Below are 20,020 nucleotides of genomic sequence, written 5' to 3'. Positions count from 1 at the left end.
CAATTTTACGAAAAAAAAAGGTCTTAGTTACAAATAAAAGAAAGTTCTTTTGAAATATGTTGAATAACTTAGCGTTTACTAATAAAATTAGCGCTACAATTAAATCTTTTTTAGAACTTGGCGATTTTAAACTACAATTAAGAAATGAGCAAAATAATAAATCAATTGGTTTTAAGTTTGGGTGTTTTAATGACCTCATTTTTAACTGTCGGGCAAAATGAAATATCCATCGATTTAAACTGGGACACAACGCCTTCAGAAATGACTCTTCCTAGTTCATCATTTGAATTTCCAACACTTGAAAATTCTTTTGTGGATGAAAAAGAGTTTCTTTACTTACATAAGTTTAAGCGTCTTTCTGCGAGCTCAGAATGGAATTTTGATTTATTAAGTTATCAATCTTCTCCAGTTGATCAAGTAACAAAAAACTTCATCAATACATACAAAATTAAAGTTGAAACAGTTCCAGTTTTTAGTTTAAAGAACAACAAAGAAAAAGGAAGTCCAAGAGCTATCCTTTCTTTAGTTCCTTTTGTTAGAATTAATGGTGAAATAAGGAAAATTGAATCTATAGTTTTTCAACAAACATCTAAAACTATTAACTATACTAAAGGAATGCCTTTTGTTCCGGAGTCTGTGTTAAGAAGTGGAAGTGGAGAATGGTACAAAATCACGGTTTCGGGAGATGGTATTTATAAATTAGATTATAGTTTTTTACAAAACGCCGGTATTGATGTTGGTAATTTAAATCCCAGTGATTTGAATATATATGGTAATTCATTTGGTCGCTTACCAGAATTGAATAGTGAATACCGACCTGATGACCTTTTAAAGAATGATATTTTGGTTGTTGGTGAAGCAGATGGTTCTTTTGATCAAAATGACTATATTCTGTTTTATGGAAAAGGACCACATAAGTGGGAGGAGGTAAATGGTGTTTTCAATAGAAATCTGAATATTTACTCTAATGAGACTGCTTATTTTATTAATATAAATTCTTCAGGAACGCCAGCGAGAATTTCAAATGCAGCGCTATCAAATCAACCCACTACTCATGTTGTATCCGATTATGATTCATATACTTTTCATGAACAAGAATTATTGAGTTTATTGAAAGGTGGACAAAGATGGTATGGCGAACAGTTTGATGCAAATCTAAGTCAATCATTTTCAATGTTTATTCCTAATATTAATCCTTCTGGAGAAGCTAGAGTTCGTGCATTTATGGGGAGTAAGAGTGGAGACACTAACGGGAATACTAATTTTACAGTCACTTATAATAATTCTACAGTTGGAGTTGCAGATATGGGATGGTCTAACGATGATAGTTATTCTCGTGGAGGCTTTGTGACTGCTCCTGGAGTTTTTAATCCTACTTCTAGTAATATAACTTTTAACGTAAAATTCAATAGAATCTCTCCTGCTAATATCGGTTATTTAGATTTTATTGAAGTTAACGCAAGAAGTCAAATGAAGTATTTTGATGGAATGACTTTTCGTGATTTGAACTCTGTGGGTATTGGAAATGTCGCTGAAATGCAGATTTCAAGCTTTCCAAGTAATGGAGTTGTTTGGGAAATTACTTCTCCAACTCAGCCTAAAAATATAGCAGGTAATAACAGTGGCGGAATATTTGACTTTAAAGTTAATGCAGATAGTTTACGAGAGTTTGTTACGTTTAAAGGATCAAATTATAAAGTACCTACTTTTTTAAAAAGAGTTCAACATCAAAATCTTCATGCTTTAGCTGAAGCAGATTATTTAATTGTTACTCACCCAACTTTTACCTCCCAAGCAAATCGTTTGGCTAATCTTCATAAAAACAATGGACTTTCAGTACATGTAGTTACAATGGAACAGGTTTACAACGAGTTTTCAGGAGGTACACAAGACCCAACCGCTATACGTTATTTTGCAAAAATGTTTTACGATCGTGCTGAAGGAGACCTGAGTAAACAACCTAAATATTTAATGCTTTTTGGTGATGGAACTTATGATCCTTTGGATCGCTTGGAAAATAACAATTATATGATTCCAGTATATGAAACTGTTGAATCTGAAAGTTATACTGGGTCTTTAGTCACCGATGATTATTTTGGGTTGCTAGACGATACTGAAGAGTTTGGAACCAATGATCTTATGGATATTGCTGTAGGTAGATTTGTTGCAACAACTCCTTTACATGCAAAAACATTGGTAAATAAAGTAGAACATTATATGAAAAATGGTTCTTCTCTTTATGCTTCAAGCAATTTAGCTTGTGGTGAAGATGGCTATATTTCTACGCATGGTGATTGGAGACAGAAGTACATTGCAATTGCTGATGATGAGAATGGCGGACAATTTGTGATAGATCATGAAAATTTCGCAACTTATGTAAAGAATAATCATCCTGAAATGAATGTAAAAAAGATTTATTCTGATGCTTATGTTCAAATTACAACGGCTGGAGGAGAGCGTTATCCTGATGTGAATAATGAAATAAATAGAAGCATCGAATCAGGATCTTTAGTAACCTGTTATGTTGGACATGGTGGTTCTAAAGGTGCGGCACAAGAGAGGATAATGACCATTGGTGATGTAGTAGATTATAAAAACATTGACAAACTGACCTTGTTTGTTTCTGCAACTTGTGAATTTGCTAGAATAGATGATAACAGAATGGTTTCAATAGGTGAATTGATGGCGTTGAATGAAGTGGGGGGAGCAATCGCCTTAATGACAACCACTAGGGCTGTATACATTGGGACAAATTCAGCTGTAACAGGTGCGTTTTTTAAGAATGTTTTTAAGCGAGGTCCAAATAATGAACCCAGAACTTTTGGTGACATAATGATAGACACTAAAAATACACTTGGAGGAGGAGCTGATAGAAGAAGCTTTATGCTGTTGGGTGATCCTGCATTAAGAATCGCTTTACCTTTTGAAAAAGTGGTTTTGGACAGCGTTAATAATTTGTCGATTATCTCAACAAGTGATACATTGCGCGCTTTATCAAAAGCAAAATTGTCTGGACATATTGAAGATCAATTTGGAAATGTATTAACAGGATTCAATGGTGTAATTCAGCCCTCTATTTATGACAAGCCTGCAAATCGAGCTACCTTAGGACAGGATGCAGATTCTCCTGTTGAGAACTTTCAACAACAAGAAAATATATTATTTAAGGGAAAAGCAACAGTGACAAATGGATATTTCGATTTTGAGTTTATTGTTCCAAAAGACATCAATTATTCTTATGGAAAAGGAAAAGCTAGTTTTTATTCTTGGAGTAAAGCGGATATTAATGCAGGCGGTTATTCAGAAGATTTTTTCATTGGAGGAATCGATACTACAGGTTTAAATGACTTAGAAGGTCCAGAGATTGAAATTTTCTTAAATGATGACAGTTTTGTGAATGGTGGAATCTCAAATGAAACGCCTATTTTAATTGCGAAACTTTATGATGAAAGTGGAATCAACACGGTAGGAAATGGAATTGGACATGACATTACACTCATTTTAGATGATGAAACAAGTAAAGCTAAAGTATTAAACTCATTTTATGAGTCAGATTTAGACACCTATAAAAGTGGAAGTTTGAAATTTCAAATGGATAAATTAGAGTCTGGTTTACATACTTTAACTTTCAAGGCTTGGGATGTCAATAATAATTCAAGTGAAAAAGTGGTTGAGTTTACTGTACATGAGGAAAAAGATATTGCTTTAGATCACGTACTTAATTATCCAAATCCATTCACAACGCATACAGAATTTTTCTTTGAGCACAATCAAGTATGTGCTGCTTTGGAAACACAAATTGAGATCTTTACAGTAACAGGAAGATTGATAAAAACAATTAATGAAACTGTTGAAACAAGAGGATTTAGAACAGAAGGGATTGTATGGGATGGAAGAGATGATTTTGGTGATCAGTTAGCCAAAGGAGTTTATGTTTATCGTGTTACAATTAAAAACCCTGATGGACAAAAAACTCAGGAAATGCAAAAACTTTATCTTTTGAAGTAACTTTAATAGTAAAAGACAATAAATTTTCTTTGTTTACGTATATTTGTAGATTCATATTTGTTTAAAGTTTTAGTTCTTGATTTTAATATTAAAAAATCAGTTCAATAAAAGTCGAATAACAACATTATAAATGATAAAAAAATATTTTTTTGCCGGTATAACTACCTTAATGTCAGCAGCCGTAATTGGTCAAACAGGAAATGGAGCTAAAGATGCTTCTGATCTTCAGTTAAATACTATTACAACGGCGGTTCCGTTCTTGCAAATTACACCAGACTCTCGTTCAGGAGCTTTGGGAGATGCAGGAACAGCTTTGAGTCCTACTTCAAATTCATTTTTTTGGAATACTTCAATGCTTGCTTTTACAGAGGAAGATTCCGAGATTTCATTGTCTTACTCACCATGGTTAAAAAATATAGCAAATGATATTGACCTTTCTCACTTGGCCGGATTTATTCGTCTAAATGACCGAAATGTGATTGGTGGTTCTTTGCGTTTCTTCAGTTTAGGAGAAATTGTTTTTACTGACAACAACGGAAATAAAACACAGGTTCATTCACCTTCAGAACTTGAGCTTTTGGCTGGTTATTCTTTCCAATTAAACGATAAATTCTCTTTAGGATTAAACGGTAAATTCATTTTTTCTGACTTAACTGCTGGAGCTTCTGTTGAAGGTTCATCAAGTAAAGCTGGTTTGGCTGGTGCAGCTGATGTTTCATTCTCTTATTATAATGATGCTATCCGATATGGTGGAACACCAGGTTCTTTGGCATTTGGAGTGACTTTAAATAATGTAGGTAATAAAGTGTCGTACACTATAGATGACGATCGTGACTTTTTACCAACAAACTTGAAATTAGGATCAGCAATGACCTTTGACCTTGATGCTTATAATAGTGTTACATGGGCTGTTGATGTTTCAAAATTATTAGTACCAACTTCTCCAATTAGAAGCAGTGCTACAGGTGATGTCATGTCAGGTTATGACCCAAATGTAGGAGTTGTTCCAGGAATGTTGCAATCATTTTATGATGCGCCAGGAGTTTTAGCGGAAGATGAAAACGGTGAGTTTATTCAGAATGCTGATGGATCTTATAAAGTTGTTGACGGAACAAAGTTTAAAGAGGAATTAACAGAAATCATGATTGGTACTGGTATAGAATATTGGTATAATGACTTATTTGCTGCTAGAGCGGGTTATTTTTATGAGAACTTAAATAAAGGAGCCCGTCAGCACTTGACATTTGGAGTTGGATTGAAATATAAACTTTTTGGAATTGATTTCTCTTATTTAACTTCATTGAGAAGAAATAATCCTCTTCAAAATACAATTCGTTTTACTTTAAGATTGCATTTATCAAATAATAATAAATCTGCAAGTAAGGGATCTGTAAAACCTCAATAATGAAAATTAAAATTGGTTTTGGAGTTGATGTACATCAATTGGTTACTGGTCGTGATTTAATTGTTGGCGGAGTTAAAATCCCCTCTGATCTAGGCGCTTTAGGACATTCTGATGCTGATGTACTTTTACACTCTATTTGCGATGCTATGTTAGGAGCTTTAAATCTACGAGATATAGGTTTCCACTTTTCAGATCAAGACCCAAAATACAAGAACATAGATTCATCGATTCTTTTGAAGGACACTTATAAATTAGTCAAAGAGAAAGGATTCGTTTTAGGGAATCTAGATGCTACTGTTATACTTGAACAGCCAAAATTGAATCCGCATATTCCAGCAATGCAAAAAAAGATAGCAGAACTTTTGGAAACGGATATCGACAATGTTTCAATTAAAGCAACAACACACGAAAAAGTAGATTCCTTTGGAACGCGGAAAGCATTGAAAGCTTATGTGGTTTGTTTATTGACTTCACCGACTCAATAGTTTTTAGCTACACATACGTAGGGAATTTATTAAGTTGATTACTTTAGATTTAAAGATAGGTTGCGTTGGGAGAAAATTTTCAAAATATCATTCAGGAAATAAAGTCAGGAAACGATGATATTCTCAATAGCTTGTATGAACAATACCGCAATGAGTTTATTGCTTTTTCAGCTAAGAATTTCAATACCCAAAACGAACAATCAAAAGACGCCTTCCAGGAGGCAATACTGGACTTTTATCAGAATATCATAACAGGAAAACTTGTAGAATTAACTTCCTCAGCAAAAACCTATTTATTTCAAATTGGAAGGAACAAAGTACTTAATATCTTAAAAAAAGAACAGCGACTCACTTACCTAGAGGATCTTCAATTGATTAAAGGGCAGGAGTATGAAAGTTTTGTTGAGGAAGATGAAGCAGCTTTTACGCAAGAACAAATTCAATCAATAATTTCGGAAATGGCTGCCGACTGTCAGAAGGTGTTGAAGTTGTACTACTTTAACGAATATGATATGGAAAGCATAGCAGTAGAGATGAATTATAAAAACGCTAATACTGCAAAATCTAAGAAGTCACTTTGTATGAAAAAGTTGATTTCGAAATTAAATGAACTAAAAGAGAAAATGTATCTGTGATGAATCCAGAAAATGAAAATATCGATTTATTTGAAAATTACCTAAAGGAAAATCTTTCCACTGAGGAACTTTCTGTTTTTGAAGAAAGATTAAATGGTGATGCTAATTTTAAAATTGAGTTTGAACAATACCAATCTGTAAGATCAGGTTTGAAAAAACATTTTAGAGCTGAAATGAAATCTAAACTTTCAGAAATTGATGAACGCTTAGATGATTCGAAAATGAAAGGTAAAGTTCTTTCCATTAAATGGTGGTTAATTTCTGGAGCTGCAGCGATCATTATTTTCGGACTATTTGTTTTCAACAATCACAATACTAATTCATTAGATCTAGTAGCTCAGTATTGGCCTTATGAAGCAGGCTTACCAGTGAAAATGAGCGAAAAAAGAAAGTATGATGAAGCGATGAATGCTTTCAAACTCGAAGAATGGGATAAAGCAGAAAAGTTATTGAAACCGATTGAGTCAGATACTGCTCATTACTATTTGGGAGTGGTAAATTATGAACGAAAAGACTATTCCTCATCGTTAGAATACTTTAATGAAATAGACACTAATTCCTCGTTCTATGAGGAAGCACAATTTAGATTGGCTTTGATTTCCATATTAAAAGAGGACTTGACTTCGGCTAAAGTTATTCTGAAAAATCAAGTGGAGGTGAAGAGTGCTTTTTCTGATGAGGCTAATTTGATTTTGGAAGCGTTGAAGTAGGGTTTTTACTCAAAACTGATTGCGAACATTTTTAAGCCTTTTTAAAGTATTTTTTTTCTCCAAAGAAAATTCTCCCCTGCTCGTCTTTAATTGCGATTTCATCTCCAAGAAAAGGATTCTTAAAAATCTTTATTCAAAATAATCTTATCTCAATTTAAATAATTTCATGTACGGACGGTTTGCAAACCGTCCCTACCGCAGGAAATAATTACTAATTGCTGATAAGATGCATCAATATTAAAATCTATTTTTCTCTCCTAAATTTATTTTTAAAAAAGAATTTCACTTTCTCACTTACCTTTTACTTTTTAGATTTATTAAGAAGAGAATTGCGGTTGATTTAACACTTAGTGAAATCCAATGATCAAAAGCGATGAGCAGTAGATTTTTTCGATTTTCGATAAAAATATTTACCTAACACACCTAAGGAAATCAGTAATACTGATGCTGAAATAAGCCAGAGTCTAGTGGAACTAGAGCTCTGGTTTGTTTCAATTTTATTAAAAGAAAGTTCATTACCCACCAATCTATGTGCAGCCCAATAGTATGGAGCTGCACTTTTTGAACTGTTTGCATTCTGGATAAGTTCTAGTTGAGCTTTTGTTAATGAATGAGTTGTTACCGTTCCTTTAATCAATTCTTCGTAAAAATCATGCAATAAGGCATTTGATGCTTGATCATCGACTTCCCATAAGTTACTCATTACGGATTCAGCCCCCATTCTGCTTAGCATTCTAACAAATCCATTTATTCCATCACCTGAATAAATCCTTCCAATTGCTGAATTACAAGTGTTTAAAATCACCAAAGAAGGGATGTTTTCAATGTTCATTAACTCGTTCAAATAGAGCAAAGAATCACTAAATACCAAATGGTTATCCATAACATTTTGATCTGAAATAACGCCGTGACCGCTTAAGTGAACAATAGAACTGTTCAGTTTGATAAAGCTGCTTTTTGTAGCCTTATCTGAGGCAAATAATTGCGCTTTTGAATTTCTTTCTAAATTTTCACCCAGTTTCAGACTAAATGGGAGTGAGCTGAAGTTTACGTTTTCAGGAATAAACGCTTGTAGATTAAATTGTTTCTTGCTCTTAGTATCACTTTGCTTATCTCGAAACATTTGTGGATTCAACACATATTGAACTTGATTCTTTTTGATCAAGTAATCCAATTCACGATAATCTTTCTTGTCCCAATTGTTTTTTGAGGTCAATAACGCTTCAAAAGGAAGGTTATTCAAAACACCATCTAAACAAAGAATTAAATCGCTATCATCTATTTTACAAGGCTTCATCCAAGATTCATAAATTGTATGAGCGGAACTCGTGTATGAGTTAAAGTCAAAAGTTTTTATAGCGTTTAAAAATCCTTCAATTGTTTCTTCAAATATCTCTCTCTTAAGATATGGAAGTGTTATTAATTCAGCAGTTGTAGAAGTAAATCTCAACGCAATTACTCGTTTAGCCTCTTCCGAAATATGAAAGTCTAAAAATACTTCATTCTCTTTTAATTTTTCCTGAAGTTGGTGAATACTGATATCAGAAACCAGACTTTTATTGTTTTTATCCAATTTCAAAAGGTCATAATATTTTAGCTTTTGATTGGCTTTGAAAATGACATTTATATCATAATTTAGTTTTGATTTTTGCTTGAATAATTCAATAGAAATAGTTTCAATAAAAGGAACTAATTCATAAACAGATAAGGTTTGATTAATGTTATTACTCATGTATTGATTATGAATTGCCGACCAAGCATCTATGGCAATCTGATTGACTTTTTCAGCCTTTTCTAACCATGTTAAGGATTGATCCTTTTTGAACTCTACGAGATAAGCCAGCGTTAGATGTTTAAGCAGCATTAAGAAAGTATTTTTACTTACTATCGGTTCTAAATCCTTTTTTAACGGCTTATTAATGTCAATTCCGTAAGCTTCAACAGCCAATTCGTAATAGTGAATTGAACGTTCAGAAGAATTTATATCAAGCTGATCTTTCACATAATAGTTAAGCAAACCTTGAACGAAATAATTCTTCGATAATTGATAATGTTCATCATCTAAAAGCAATTTCGCTATGGCGATAGATTTGTCATAATAATTAGTCGCTTTATTGTAATAATCCAATGCAATTTCCTTGTCATTTTGTAAGGCTCTGAAAATTAAATCTGTGTAAGAATTCCCCAATAATCTATAGGTTCCAGCAAGTTCTGTGTCGTCTATTTTATGTTCTTGAATAAATTGAACAGAGTTTAAATAATAAGCGGTAACTCTTTCGTAAAGCTTTTGAGTTTCTGTAAACGATAGATCTTTTTTAGCTTGTTTATAGGTCTGACCTAGAATGTTCCAGATTTTGTAAATTTCTATCTCATTCTGTTGTTCTACAGTTAGTCCAGAAATAAGCTCAACTGTCTCATCGGCTAATGCTATAGATTTTGCGTAGTTCTTATTTAAGTGATGATAAATTGTCAATTGAGCAGTGTTCCAAACCAAATGATAATCTCCTAATGGATAAGCCTTTGAACGGTAAATATTGCTTTTCTCCCAACATTCATGTGCGTAATCAATATCTCCTTGTCGAACAGCAATATCTCCCTTTTCTTTGAAATGTTTTGCTTTTAAAATATTGGATTCATTAGTTGGATTGTTGATTTCTGATGCTAATGATTTGACTTGTATGTCAGTATGGATTTCGTTCTTTTTCGTTTCTGTTTTTGATTGACTTAAACTATTTAAGCTAATTAAAACGAATAATATGTAAAAAATCCTCCCCAATATTTCTTATTAATCTACCAATTTATCATTGCATAAAGCTATTTATCCCAGTAAAGTAAATGTTAACCATGAAGCAAGATAAGCAATTCCTGTGAACACTGAAAATTGTATTGCTGCAACTCCCCAGCTCCCCGTTTCTTGTTTTACAATAGCGATTGTACTCATACATTGCAATGCAAAAACATAGAATATTAATAATGAAAATGCGGTAGCGTAGGAGAATTTAATGGCTCTTAAACCTTTCTCATTTTCTTCACCGCCTTCGACACTGTAAATCGTAGACATTGTTCCAACAAATACCTCACGTGCTGCAAAAGACGCGACGATTGCAATTCCAATTTTCCAATCAAAGCCTAATGGTTGAATAACTGGTTCTATGGTTTTTCCCATTATTCCCAAGTAAGAATTTTCTAACTTTTCACTGCTCATTTTCGTGTACAATGAATCCGCATACACATCATTTTCTGCAATTAATGTTGTGTATTTATCTTCGATTTTCTCAAAACGATCTCCTGGACCAAAATATGAAAGTACCCATAGAATAATCGAAGCAATTAGAATCACTTTACCTGCTTGTAAAACAAAGATTTTCCCTTTGTTGATCATTGCATTCAATGCGTTTCTCAAACTCGGCATTTTGTAATTTGGCAATTCTAAAATAAAACTTCCGTCACTGTCTCTTTTAGTGAAAATGTTAATCACCATGGCTACCATTAAGGCAACAGCGAATCCAAGTAGATAAAGTCCCATCATGTATAACCCTTGAACGCTAATAAAGCCCCAAACATATTCGTCGGGAGCAATGAATGAAACCAAGAAAACATAAACAGGCAAACGCGCAGAACACGCCATCAATGGAATAATGAAAATGGTTATAAAACGTTCTCTTTTGTTTTCAATAGAACGTGCTGCCATGATTGCAGGAATAGAACATGCGAATCCTCCAACCAATGGAATAACGGATTTTCCATTCATTCCGAAGCGTTTTAGTAAACCGTCTGTCATGAAACTTACTCTCGACAAATATCCAGTGTCTTCCAAAATCGCGATTAATCCAAAGAGAATCATAATTTGCGGAACGAAAACCAGAACTCCAGCTAATCCTGCGAAAATTCCATCAGCGATAAAGTCAGCAAACCAAGAGTCGGGGAGGAGATTACCAACCCAAATTCCTAAATCTACAATTCCATCATTGATTAAATCCATTGGATAAGATGCGAATGTAAATATGGCTTGGAAGAGCACAAAAAACACGGCTAAGAAGATAAAGAATCCCCAAAATGGATGTGTTACATACTTATCAATTTTATCGGTAATTGTTCTTTTCTTCTCTTTAGATTTCTTGATGTAAAATGTTGTGCTTGCATTATTTACCACTGAAACACGGTCACTAATTTCAAGAATTTCTTCTTTTAATGGTTCAAAGTTGTTCTTTTTAACAATCTCATTTAATTCTTCTAATCCTTTTTCAGGCAATAAGGTTTTGGCATTATTGATTTGCTTATACAACATATAGGGCGTTGTCGATTCAAATAAATGTTTTGAATCTGCCAATAAATTCGCGTATTTGTCTTTTTTGAAAAGGGATTTAGTCGAAGGTATTATTTCAGCAGTAGCTAATTCCAACAATTCTTTAATCCCTTTATTTTTTCTTGCAGAGATTGCAGTCGTTGGAACATCAAAAAATTCTGAAATTTCTCTAATTTTCAATTGATCTCCAGATTTCTCAACAATGTCAACCATGTTAATGGCCATTATCGAAGGAATTCCTAATTCCAAAACCTGAGAAGCTAAAAATAGATTTCGGGCAAGATTAGTTCCATCAAGCACAATGATGATTAAATCAGGAAAAGCAGCTGATTTTGGATTCAAAAGAATATCTTGAACAACTTTTTCGTCATCATTTTTTGACGACAAACTATAAGTTCCCGGTAAGTCAATTAATTCACAAACTTCATTATTTGGTAACTTAATTGTTCCCGAACGCTTGTCAACAGTAACTCCAGGATAATTCCCAACTCTTTGATTTAACCCCGTCAATTGATTAAACAACGATGTTTTTCCCGAATTTGGGTTCCCAACCAATGCAATTTTCTTCTTATTCCCCATTGTAGTGCAAAAGTGTTGAAAATTTATTGGTTTTGGGATACCGAGTTTAGGGTATTATGGAAATATGTATCGACACAATACATTGTGGCGTTACAATGTTTTCCATAAATCCCAAACAAAATGATTATTTTCGCCAATCAAATGACACCGAATGAAAAAAATCATCACAATTATAGGCGCACGACCACAGATTATCAAATCTGCAGCTTTATCTAGAGCGATTAAAACTATGTATGCAGATCAGTTGACAGAAGTTTTAGTGCATACAGGTCAGCATTATGATGAAAAAATGTCGGAGGTGTTTTTTGCAGAATTGGGCTTGTCAAAACCTGACTATAATTTGAATATCGGTTCAGGATCTCATGGCGCTCAAACTGCTGAGATGATTACCGGTTTAGAAGAGTTGTTCACTAAAGAAAAACCAGATGCGATTGTTGTTTATGGTGATACAAATTCAACTTTAGCAGGCGCAATTGCAGGTTCCAAAATGGGAATTCCAATTGTTCATATAGAAGCAGGTTTGAGAAGTTTCAATAAATCTATGCCTGAGGAAATCAATAGAATTATGTGTGACCATGTTTCGACCTTGTTGTTTTCACCAACGAAAACAGGAGTTTCACATTTAAAGAATGAAGGTTTTAAATTAGATAATGTTGCGCCGTTCAATGCTGATAATCCTAAAGTTTATCACAGTGGCGATATCATGTATGACAACAGCTTGTACTTTTCTGAAATTGCTGCGGAGAATTTGACGACTCATCAAGAATTGGATTTACATCATAAACCTTACTTCTTGGCAACTGTTCACAGAGGTGCGAATACTGATGATCCAAAGAAGTTGAAAGCTATTTTTGAAGCTTTTTTAGAAATCATAGAAACTTATCCAAGTCATTTGATTGTTTTGCCTTTGCATCCGCGTACTCATAAATGTATGGAATCACATTTCTCAGATGAATTTCATCGGAAAATTAAAGAATGTAAGCAATTTAAGATTATACCTCCAGTTTCATTTTTAACGATAATCTCATTAGAAAAGAATTGTCAATTGATTATTACAGACAGTGGAGGATTACAAAAGGAAGCTTATTTCTTCAAAAAGCCATGTGTGATTTTACGTCCAGAAACAGAATGGGTTGAAATCGTTGAACAAGGCGTTGCTGTGATTACTGATGCTGATAAAAATAGAATTGTTGAAGGTGTAAAAAGTATGATGGGTCAAAAAGGAGCAGAGTTTCCAAGTTTATATGGAGATGGAAAAGCAGCTGAGTTTATTGCTGGAGAGATTTTGGAATGGTGTTAGATTGGGAAATTCAAGAATTCAAGAATTCAATTGGATACACATTGTACGAAGATACAATGTAGGGACGATTTGCAAATCGTCCTTTTCATTATCAAAGCATCATTTGATTTGAAAAGTCAACCAATTCAATCAATCAAAAGTCAACCAATTCTTATAATTATCTCTGATTTTTTCAGGTGATTTTCCAAACATAAAACACCAATAGCTATACAAGTTAACCATATTGACTTTGAAATAGGAGTTTAGTTTGTATTTACGTGCCGAAACGACTACATCTTTGGGTACAATTCGGAATTTAAATTGCTTTCTGGCCCTTAGAATAAAGTCAAAGTCTTCCATGATAACGAAGTTTTCATCGAAACCGTTCAACTTTTGAAATACGTCTTTTGTTACGAATAAAGTTTGATCTCCGCCTCTGCAAAACATAAAGTCGAAGCGTGTCCACCAAGCATTAAATTTCAGCATTAAAGCGTTCTTGTCAAAAACAAATCTATAGCAGCCAAAATCATTTCCAGAGGTAATAGAATGTTTTATATCCTCTTCAAATGTCTCAGGAGGAAGCACATCAGCATGAACAAAGTATAAAATTTCTCCTTTTGCCTGACGTGCGCCTTCATTTAACTGAAATGCTCTGGAAGCCTTTTTGGTTTCTATTAAATTAACATTGCTAAACCTTTTTACCAATTCGATTGTTTTATCTTTACTTCCACCGTCCACCACAACAATTTCTGTATTGGATAAGGCATTTGCCGAAAGGAAGCTTAAAAGTTGAGAAATCTTCTCTTCTTCGTTAAGCGTTGGAATGATTATTGAATGTTTCATTAGTACAAATTTAAAATACTTATATGTTTATATTGAAAATTTTACCTTATTTCTTTTTACTTTCTATCGCAACGCAATCTTTTGCACAAACCGATGAATCAGTGCATAAGCATGAAAAGTGGGATCAGCTCACCAAGAAATATGTCACAGATGATGGTTTTGTAAACTATAAAGGGTTTACAAAAGATTCTACAAAATTGAATTCCTACCTAAAGCAATTGGCTGATAATCATCCTAATGAGAAATGGACATCTGGTCAGAAAAAAGCTTATTGGATTAACGCTTATAATGCATTTACCATTCAATTGATTATTCGAAATTATCCAGTTAAATCCATTAAAGATTTGGGTGGTTCTGTTTATCGTGTGAACACATCATGGGACATAAAATTCATTCATTTGGGTGATGAGACTTATGATTTGAACAACATCGAACACAATATCTTAAGAAAAGATTGGGATGATGCCAGAGTTCATGCAGTTGTAAATTGTGCTTCAGTTTCTTGTCCAGCTTTGCGTAAAGGAGCTTTTACAGGAGATAAAGTTGAGGAGCAGATGGATGAACAAATGAAAAGTTTCATCAATGACAAAACTAAAAATACCATTGCAGAAGATAAAGCAGATGTTTCTTCTCTGTTTAAATGGTTCTCAGGAGATTTCAAAAATAATGCTCCTTCAGTAATTGCTTACATCAATAAGTATTCGAAAGTAAAAATCAAGCCAGGTGCTGAAATTACTTACCAAGATTATGATTGGAGTTTGAATGAAGCGAAATAGATAGGATGTTTTTTTTGTAGAGGCACAATGCATTGTGCCTCTACAAAAAAAATATCAACCCAAAAATCCGAAATATTTCAAAAAATAAGTAGATTAGCATAATATGATGCTCACAATCTATGCAGATCAAATTTCTAGACGCTTGACCTACACTTTGTCGGTAATTTTCGATGATAGAAATATCGAATACCGATTGGTGAATGATGTCAAAAGCTTTAAGGATGCGCCTTTTCCTAAATTGGCTTATTCTGAGGACAGAGTATTTGAAGAAGACGCGACTATTTATCCTTCCACTATCTTATTTGAAGAGGAGATATTAAAGCATATTGTGCTTAAATCTGAATGGAATAACCAAGAATTACTCAGTATTGATGGTGTTCCGGATGTTTTAGGAAGCATTTTCTATGTTATTTCATTATACGACGATTATTTGAATGAAGAAACTGATGAACACGACAGAAATGTCGGTGCTAAATCACTTTTGTTTAAAATGAATTGGCTTAATAAGTTGGTTGTTGAGCGTTGGTCTGAGCTGTTTATTTCTTTTGTTGAGTCGCAAAATGGATGTTCTCTCAATGCAAATAAAATTCCTTTCGAAGTGATTCCATCTTTTGATATTGATAATGTATATGCTTATCGATTGAAAAAAGGTTGGAGAAAATACATGAGTATTGCCAAAGATCTTCTGAAATATGACCGATTTCGTTTAAAAGAACGCCAAGAAGTTTTGGCTGGATTAAAGAAAGATCCTTACGACACTTACGATATAATCGAAGGAATAGCCAAAAGAGGATTTGATGTAAAGGTTTTCTGGTTACTAGGAGATTACAATACTTATGACCGAAATGTTGATTATGATAATCTTCATCACCGCAGATTAATAAATGAAGTGAATGAATATGCTGATGTTGGCTTGCATCCAAGTTATCAATCAAATACTTCTAAAGTTATTTTGCGTGACGAGAAAGCAAGGATAGAAGAAATTCTAACTAAAGAAGTTACCAATACACGTCAGCACTTTTTGAAAGTTAGATTACCTTATACTTTTGCAGATTTAGAGAAAGTTGGTTTTACCGATGATTATTCATTGGGATATGCTGATCAAATAGGATTTAGAGCTGGAATAGCGCGACCATTTATTTGGTATAATTTAAAAGAAAATAGACCATCAAAGTTAAGGCTTCATCCTATCTCATATATGGATGGAACGTTGAATGAGTATATGGAATTAAATGTAGATGAAGCGATTAAAACTGTCAAAAAACTCAAAAAAGAGGTGCGAATTTATGGAGGAAACTTTGTAGCACTTTGGCACAATGAAACCATTGGAGATTATGGAAAATGGAAAAATTGGAGCAGAGTATTAGAAGAAACGCTTACCAATGATTAAATTATGCGCAAAACTAAAGTTGAAATTCCGCAGCATCATTTAATTGATTATCAATCTAATTTTCTATTCTTAGGAAGTTGTTTTTCTGAGCATTTGTCTCAAAAAATGACGGGTTCTGGCTTTAATGTTCAAGCGAATCCATTTGGAGTTGTTTTTAATCCAATTTCCTTGGCTGAAATACTTTTGGAAAATGATGAATTTTTAAAAGATTCAGTTTTCGAAAGAGATGGAGTTTCACTTTCATGGTTAGCGAATAGTACTTGCTTTGCTTATAATCAAGATGAATTAAAAACTAAACTTGTTGATTTAAGAAATGAATACTTAAAGAATCTATCAACTGCGAAAGTTCTATTTGTGACTTTTGGAACAGCTTGGGTTTATGAAAAAACTTCAACTCATCAAATAGTTGCCAATTGCCATAAAGCCCCGAATACTGATTTCGAAAAACGTTTGCTTTCCATTGAAGAAATTACTGAAAAATGGAGTGAAGTAATTGAGCGGTTAAAGTCTGAAAGTGAAACGAAAATTATTTTTACTGTAAGTCCAGTTCGTCATACAAAAGATGGAATAGTGGAGAATTCTAGAAGCAAAGCTGTATTATTAAATGCCGTTCACGAATTGAATGACAAATATGCTAATGTTGATTATTTCCCAGCGTATGAATTGATGACGGATGAAATGCGCGATTATGGATTTTATGGAAAAGACGGAGTTCATCCTAATGAAATTGCGGTTGATGAGATATGGAATCGTTTCAAATCAACTTATTTTACATCAGAAACAAATATGATTTCTCAGGAATACGAGAAAATCAGAATGTTGTTTGAACATAAATCCTTGCATCCGGAATCAAAAGCAGCTAAGCAGTTTGAAGTTGAGCGGGAAAAGAAGTTGGAGGATTTTAAACGTAGATTTCCAAGTTTTAACCGCTGAGGCGCGGAGTTCGCAAAGTTGTAATACTCAATCTTTTTCACTTTTTTCTTAGCGACCTTTGCGTAAACCTCCGCTATCTTTGCGGTTACCTTCCTAAAACCCTCACAAATTCTCCTTAAAATAAATGCTTTGAAAGTTAATAAATTATTCGTAACTTAATCGAAATTAAACATTTACTATTCTGAAAAAAGCTCAATTAAAAACAACAACTATAGACATCAGTTCTTTTCCAAAAGGAAACTATGTTATTAAAGTAGCTACAGAAAACTCAATTGGACATTCAAAAATAGTTAAGATATGATTCGATTAACATTTCTTTTTTGTTTGTTCGCAACTTTGGGTGAAGCTCAATTCACCCCAGTTTTTGAAATTCCGAGTAATTATAGTATGTTTGATATAAAGGTCTTCGAAATGAACGACAACGGCGACATGATGATTATTACTGAACCCTACAACGGAGGGTCGTCAATTAACGCAATGGTGTATAATAGCACCGATTTTGGACAATCTTGGGATTCCACACTTTTTCTCAATCAAACTATAATGCGCGATAATGCTTTTGTAACCGAAGGGGGGAACTTGTACTTTTCCACACTAATCAATGTGTATTCAACAACTAATCCACCAACCTATCAAAGAAAAGTACTGCATTCGTCTTTGGATAATGGTCTTACTTGGACAGAAAAAACCATTGATTCAATTCAAGGGTTTAATAAAGAGAGGTCACTGTCATTTATCAACGACAGTACAGGCATGTTTTTCTACCAACAAGGCATGTATTTCACCAATGATTACGGTCAGAACTGGCAGCACGTTGATACCATTTACCCCAATAGTCTTGGTTTGTTGGATGATCGATTTGTTTATCATAACGGTTTAAATTTATATACTTACGACCCAATTTCAGGTGATAGGCAATCACAGCCCTTCGAACGTTTTTGCGATGGTTTTGTTTATCAAGTTGAATTTCATAACGATATATTGTATTCTGTTTTGCGTGCTTCGAATGGCCAGGACTTTGGACCACCCTACAACGGTAACTTCGCATCATTGAATATGGATGTTTTGCCACTTGGAGCACAAAATGCCATTCATTTTCCTCAGAGGTATAATCTTGCAGATATTGCAATTACAAATTCATGTATTCACATGGTTTTGGATGGGAGGTATGTGCGCAGTTGTGATGGTGGAGAAACATTTTATGATGTCGATGCATTCAACGGAAATATCAATGAGAATGTTCGTTTCATGGAGTTTGTAAATGATTCAGTTGGTTTTTTAGTTTCTCAAAACTTGATAACCTATGACTGGCATTTATGGAAAACCACTAATGGTGGAGGGGTAAACGGAGCGCAAGTTTTAACCAATCAAATCACAGCAAATCTAGTTGAAGAAAATCCAAACTTGTCATTTGAATTATACCCTAATCCATCAGAAAATAAAGTTAATATTGTATCGAGTGAATTAATTCGTGAGTTGGTAGTATTTTCAATGGACGGAAAGATAATTTCTAGTCAGAAAGTTAATTCAAAAACAACAACTATAGACATCAGTTCGTTTCCTAAAGGAAACTATGTGGTGAAAGTAGCTACAGAAAACTCGATTGGACATTCAAAACTGATTAAAATTTAGTACTCGAATTAATAGAGTAAGATTTTTAACGTTACATAGTTTAGAGAATTGCTTAACCCGAACTATTATTCCGATATGAACACCAAGAAGTCGCAAAGGAAGTAAAGGTTTTAAGGAGTCATTTATACTGATAAAATGTCCTCTCCCTTAATTCCTCTCCAAAGAGGGAGACAGATATTATCTTCGAATTAATCACCTAACTCTAAATTTGAACCTGAAATTCCAAAATCACTTGTCTCTTTTTTTCTTCTCCGTGAATCTCTGTGAAAAACCTCACATTCGGCAGGCTCAGTGCAACGCCTTTATCTCTGTGTAAAAATTAAGTGCCGCAGGCGCTCTTTGCAAATCTCTGCTGTGCGTATCTCCACGTCACTCTTCTTTTTTCTCTGCGTCCCGACAGTTGTAAGGGACTCTGCTCCTCTGCGAAACTCCGCGTAATTCTTTTTTACTTCCCTATCGTTCTCACAAACTCCCAAAGCACCACTCCAGCACAAACAGAAACATTCAAACTATGCTTCGTTCCAAACTGTGGAATTTCCAACACCACATCAGCAATGTCAATAATTTCCTGCTGCACACCATCCACTTCATTTCCAAATACCAAAACGTGCTTTTCTTCAGTTTTAATCTCTAGTTCGTGCAACATTTGCGTTTTTTCCGCTTGTTCAACAGCATAAACGATATATCCATCGGCTTGATACTGTTTTAACAAATCAACCAAGTTTTCATAGTGTTCCCAATCAATAGATTCCGTTGCTCCCAAGGCAGTTTTTTGAATCTCACGGTGAGGCGGTTGAGCAGTAATTCCTCCAAGAATAATTTTCGACACATTAAATGCATCAGCCGTTCGGAAAAACGTTCCCACATTTGCTAAACTTCTAATATTATCAAGAACAACCACTAATGGAAATTTCTCTTTCTCTTTAAACTCCTCTACTGTCGGGCGATTTAACTCCCAAAGTTTTAACTTTCTGTTCATAAGTATTAATAACTGGAACGGTGTAACCATTGGACTTTCCAACGAAACTTGTATGTTTAC

At 33.9% G+C, this 20,020-nt stretch carries 15 protein-coding genes; 11 read left to right on the top strand and 4 right to left on the bottom strand.

Going from position 1 to position 20,020, the window contains the following annotated elements:
• Window positions 1-144 precede the first annotated feature (144 nt).
• The 5 genes from porU to ERX46_RS12395 all read left to right on the top strand — a co-directional run bounded on the left by porU (window position 145) and on the right by ERX46_RS12395 (window position 7,243).
• Window positions 145-4,008 carry a type IX secretion system sortase PorU gene (porU, locus tag ERX46_RS12415; protein WP_130094193.1) on the top strand — a complete coding sequence of 1,288 codons (3,864 nt, stop codon included), beginning with the start codon at window positions 145-147 and terminating at the stop codon, window positions 4,006-4,008.
• A gap of 130 nt (window positions 4,009-4,138) precedes the next feature.
• Window positions 4,139-5,413: a type IX secretion system outer membrane channel protein PorV gene (porV, locus tag ERX46_RS12410; RefSeq protein ID WP_130094192.1), complete on the top strand. Its 1,275-nt coding sequence runs from the start codon at window positions 4,139-4,141 to the stop codon at window positions 5,411-5,413.
• A complete protein-coding gene (ispF, locus tag ERX46_RS12405; protein ID WP_130094191.1) occupies window positions 5,413-5,898 on the top strand; it encodes a 2-C-methyl-D-erythritol 2,4-cyclodiphosphate synthase in 486 nt (161 codons plus the stop codon). Before porV ends, ispF begins: the two co-directional genes overlap by 1 nt.
• Window positions 5,899-5,963: 65 nt before the next feature.
• Window positions 5,964-6,533, top strand: a complete 570-nt coding sequence (locus tag ERX46_RS12400; protein WP_130094190.1) for an RNA polymerase sigma factor — start codon at window positions 5,964-5,966, stop codon at window positions 6,531-6,533.
• On the top strand, window positions 6,533-7,243 hold the full coding sequence (locus ERX46_RS12395) for a tetratricopeptide repeat protein (protein ID WP_130094189.1): 711 nt from the start codon (window positions 6,533-6,535) through the stop codon (window positions 7,241-7,243). The genes ERX46_RS12400 and ERX46_RS12395 overlap by 1 nt, the downstream gene beginning before the upstream one ends.
• 364 nt (window positions 7,244-7,607) lie before the next feature.
• Here ERX46_RS12395 and ERX46_RS12390 read toward each other — a convergent pair whose 3' ends face one another.
• Window positions 7,608-10,019, bottom strand: a complete 2,412-nt coding sequence (locus ERX46_RS12390) for a CHAT domain-containing protein (RefSeq protein WP_130094188.1) — start codon at window positions 10,017-10,019, stop codon at window positions 7,608-7,610.
• Window positions 10,020-10,061: 42 nt separating this feature from the next.
• Window positions 10,062-12,128, bottom strand: a complete 2,067-nt coding sequence (gene feoB / locus ERX46_RS12385; RefSeq protein WP_130094187.1) for a ferrous iron transport protein B — start codon at window positions 12,126-12,128, stop codon at window positions 10,062-10,064.
• Window positions 12,129-12,279: 151 nt separating this feature from the next.
• Here feoB and wecB point away from each other — a divergent pair, with 151 nt between their 5' ends.
• On the top strand, window positions 12,280-13,428 hold the full coding sequence (gene wecB / locus ERX46_RS12380) for a non-hydrolyzing UDP-N-acetylglucosamine 2-epimerase (protein WP_130094186.1): 1,149 nt from the start codon (window positions 12,280-12,282) through the stop codon (window positions 13,426-13,428).
• Window positions 13,429-13,557: 129 nt separating this feature from the next.
• On the opposite strand, the gene ERX46_RS12375 is transcribed toward wecB, so the two are convergent.
• Window positions 13,558-14,250 carry a TIGR04283 family arsenosugar biosynthesis glycosyltransferase gene (locus ERX46_RS12375; protein ID WP_130094185.1) on the bottom strand — a complete coding sequence of 231 codons (693 nt, stop codon included), beginning with the start codon at window positions 14,248-14,250 and terminating at the stop codon, window positions 13,558-13,560.
• 23 nt (window positions 14,251-14,273) lie between these two features.
• Here ERX46_RS12375 and ERX46_RS12370 point away from each other — a divergent pair, with 23 nt between their 5' ends.
• From ERX46_RS12370 to ERX46_RS12350, 5 genes are all read left to right on the top strand, one after another.
• Window positions 14,274-15,026, top strand: a complete 753-nt coding sequence (locus tag ERX46_RS12370) for a DUF547 domain-containing protein (RefSeq protein ID WP_130094184.1) — start codon at window positions 14,274-14,276, stop codon at window positions 15,024-15,026.
• A 103-nt stretch (window positions 15,027-15,129) separates the two neighbouring features.
• On the top strand, window positions 15,130-16,416 hold the full coding sequence (locus ERX46_RS12365; protein WP_130094183.1) for a polysaccharide deacetylase family protein: 1,287 nt from the start codon (window positions 15,130-15,132) through the stop codon (window positions 16,414-16,416).
• A 3-nt stretch (window positions 16,417-16,419) separates the two neighbouring features.
• Complete coding sequence (locus tag ERX46_RS12360; RefSeq protein ID WP_130094182.1) at window positions 16,420-17,349, top strand: GSCFA domain-containing protein; 930 nt, start codon at window positions 16,420-16,422, stop codon at window positions 17,347-17,349.
• 178 nt (window positions 17,350-17,527) lie between these two features.
• Window positions 17,528-17,650 (top strand): T9SS type A sorting domain-containing protein, encoded by a 123-nt coding sequence (locus ERX46_RS17880; protein WP_130094415.1) that lies wholly within the window; start codon window positions 17,528-17,530, stop codon window positions 17,648-17,650.
• Window positions 17,647-18,981, top strand: a complete 1,335-nt coding sequence (locus tag ERX46_RS12350; protein WP_130094181.1) for a T9SS type A sorting domain-containing protein — start codon at window positions 17,647-17,649, stop codon at window positions 18,979-18,981. Before ERX46_RS17880 ends, ERX46_RS12350 begins: the two co-directional genes overlap by 4 nt.
• 445 nt (window positions 18,982-19,426) lie before the next feature.
• On the opposite strand, the gene ERX46_RS12345 is transcribed toward ERX46_RS12350, so the two are convergent.
• Complete coding sequence (locus tag ERX46_RS12345) at window positions 19,427-19,960, bottom strand: RNA methyltransferase (RefSeq protein ID WP_130094180.1); 534 nt, start codon at window positions 19,958-19,960, stop codon at window positions 19,427-19,429.
• Between the last annotated feature and the right edge of the window lie 60 nt (window positions 19,961-20,020).

It is taken from the genome of Brumimicrobium glaciale (assembly GCF_004152935.1).
Lineage (GTDB): Bacteria > Bacteroidota > Bacteroidia > Flavobacteriales_D > Crocinitomicaceae > Brumimicrobium > Brumimicrobium glaciale.
Note: the sequence above shows the minus strand (reverse complement) of the source record. Positions and strands in the feature narration are given on the sequence as shown.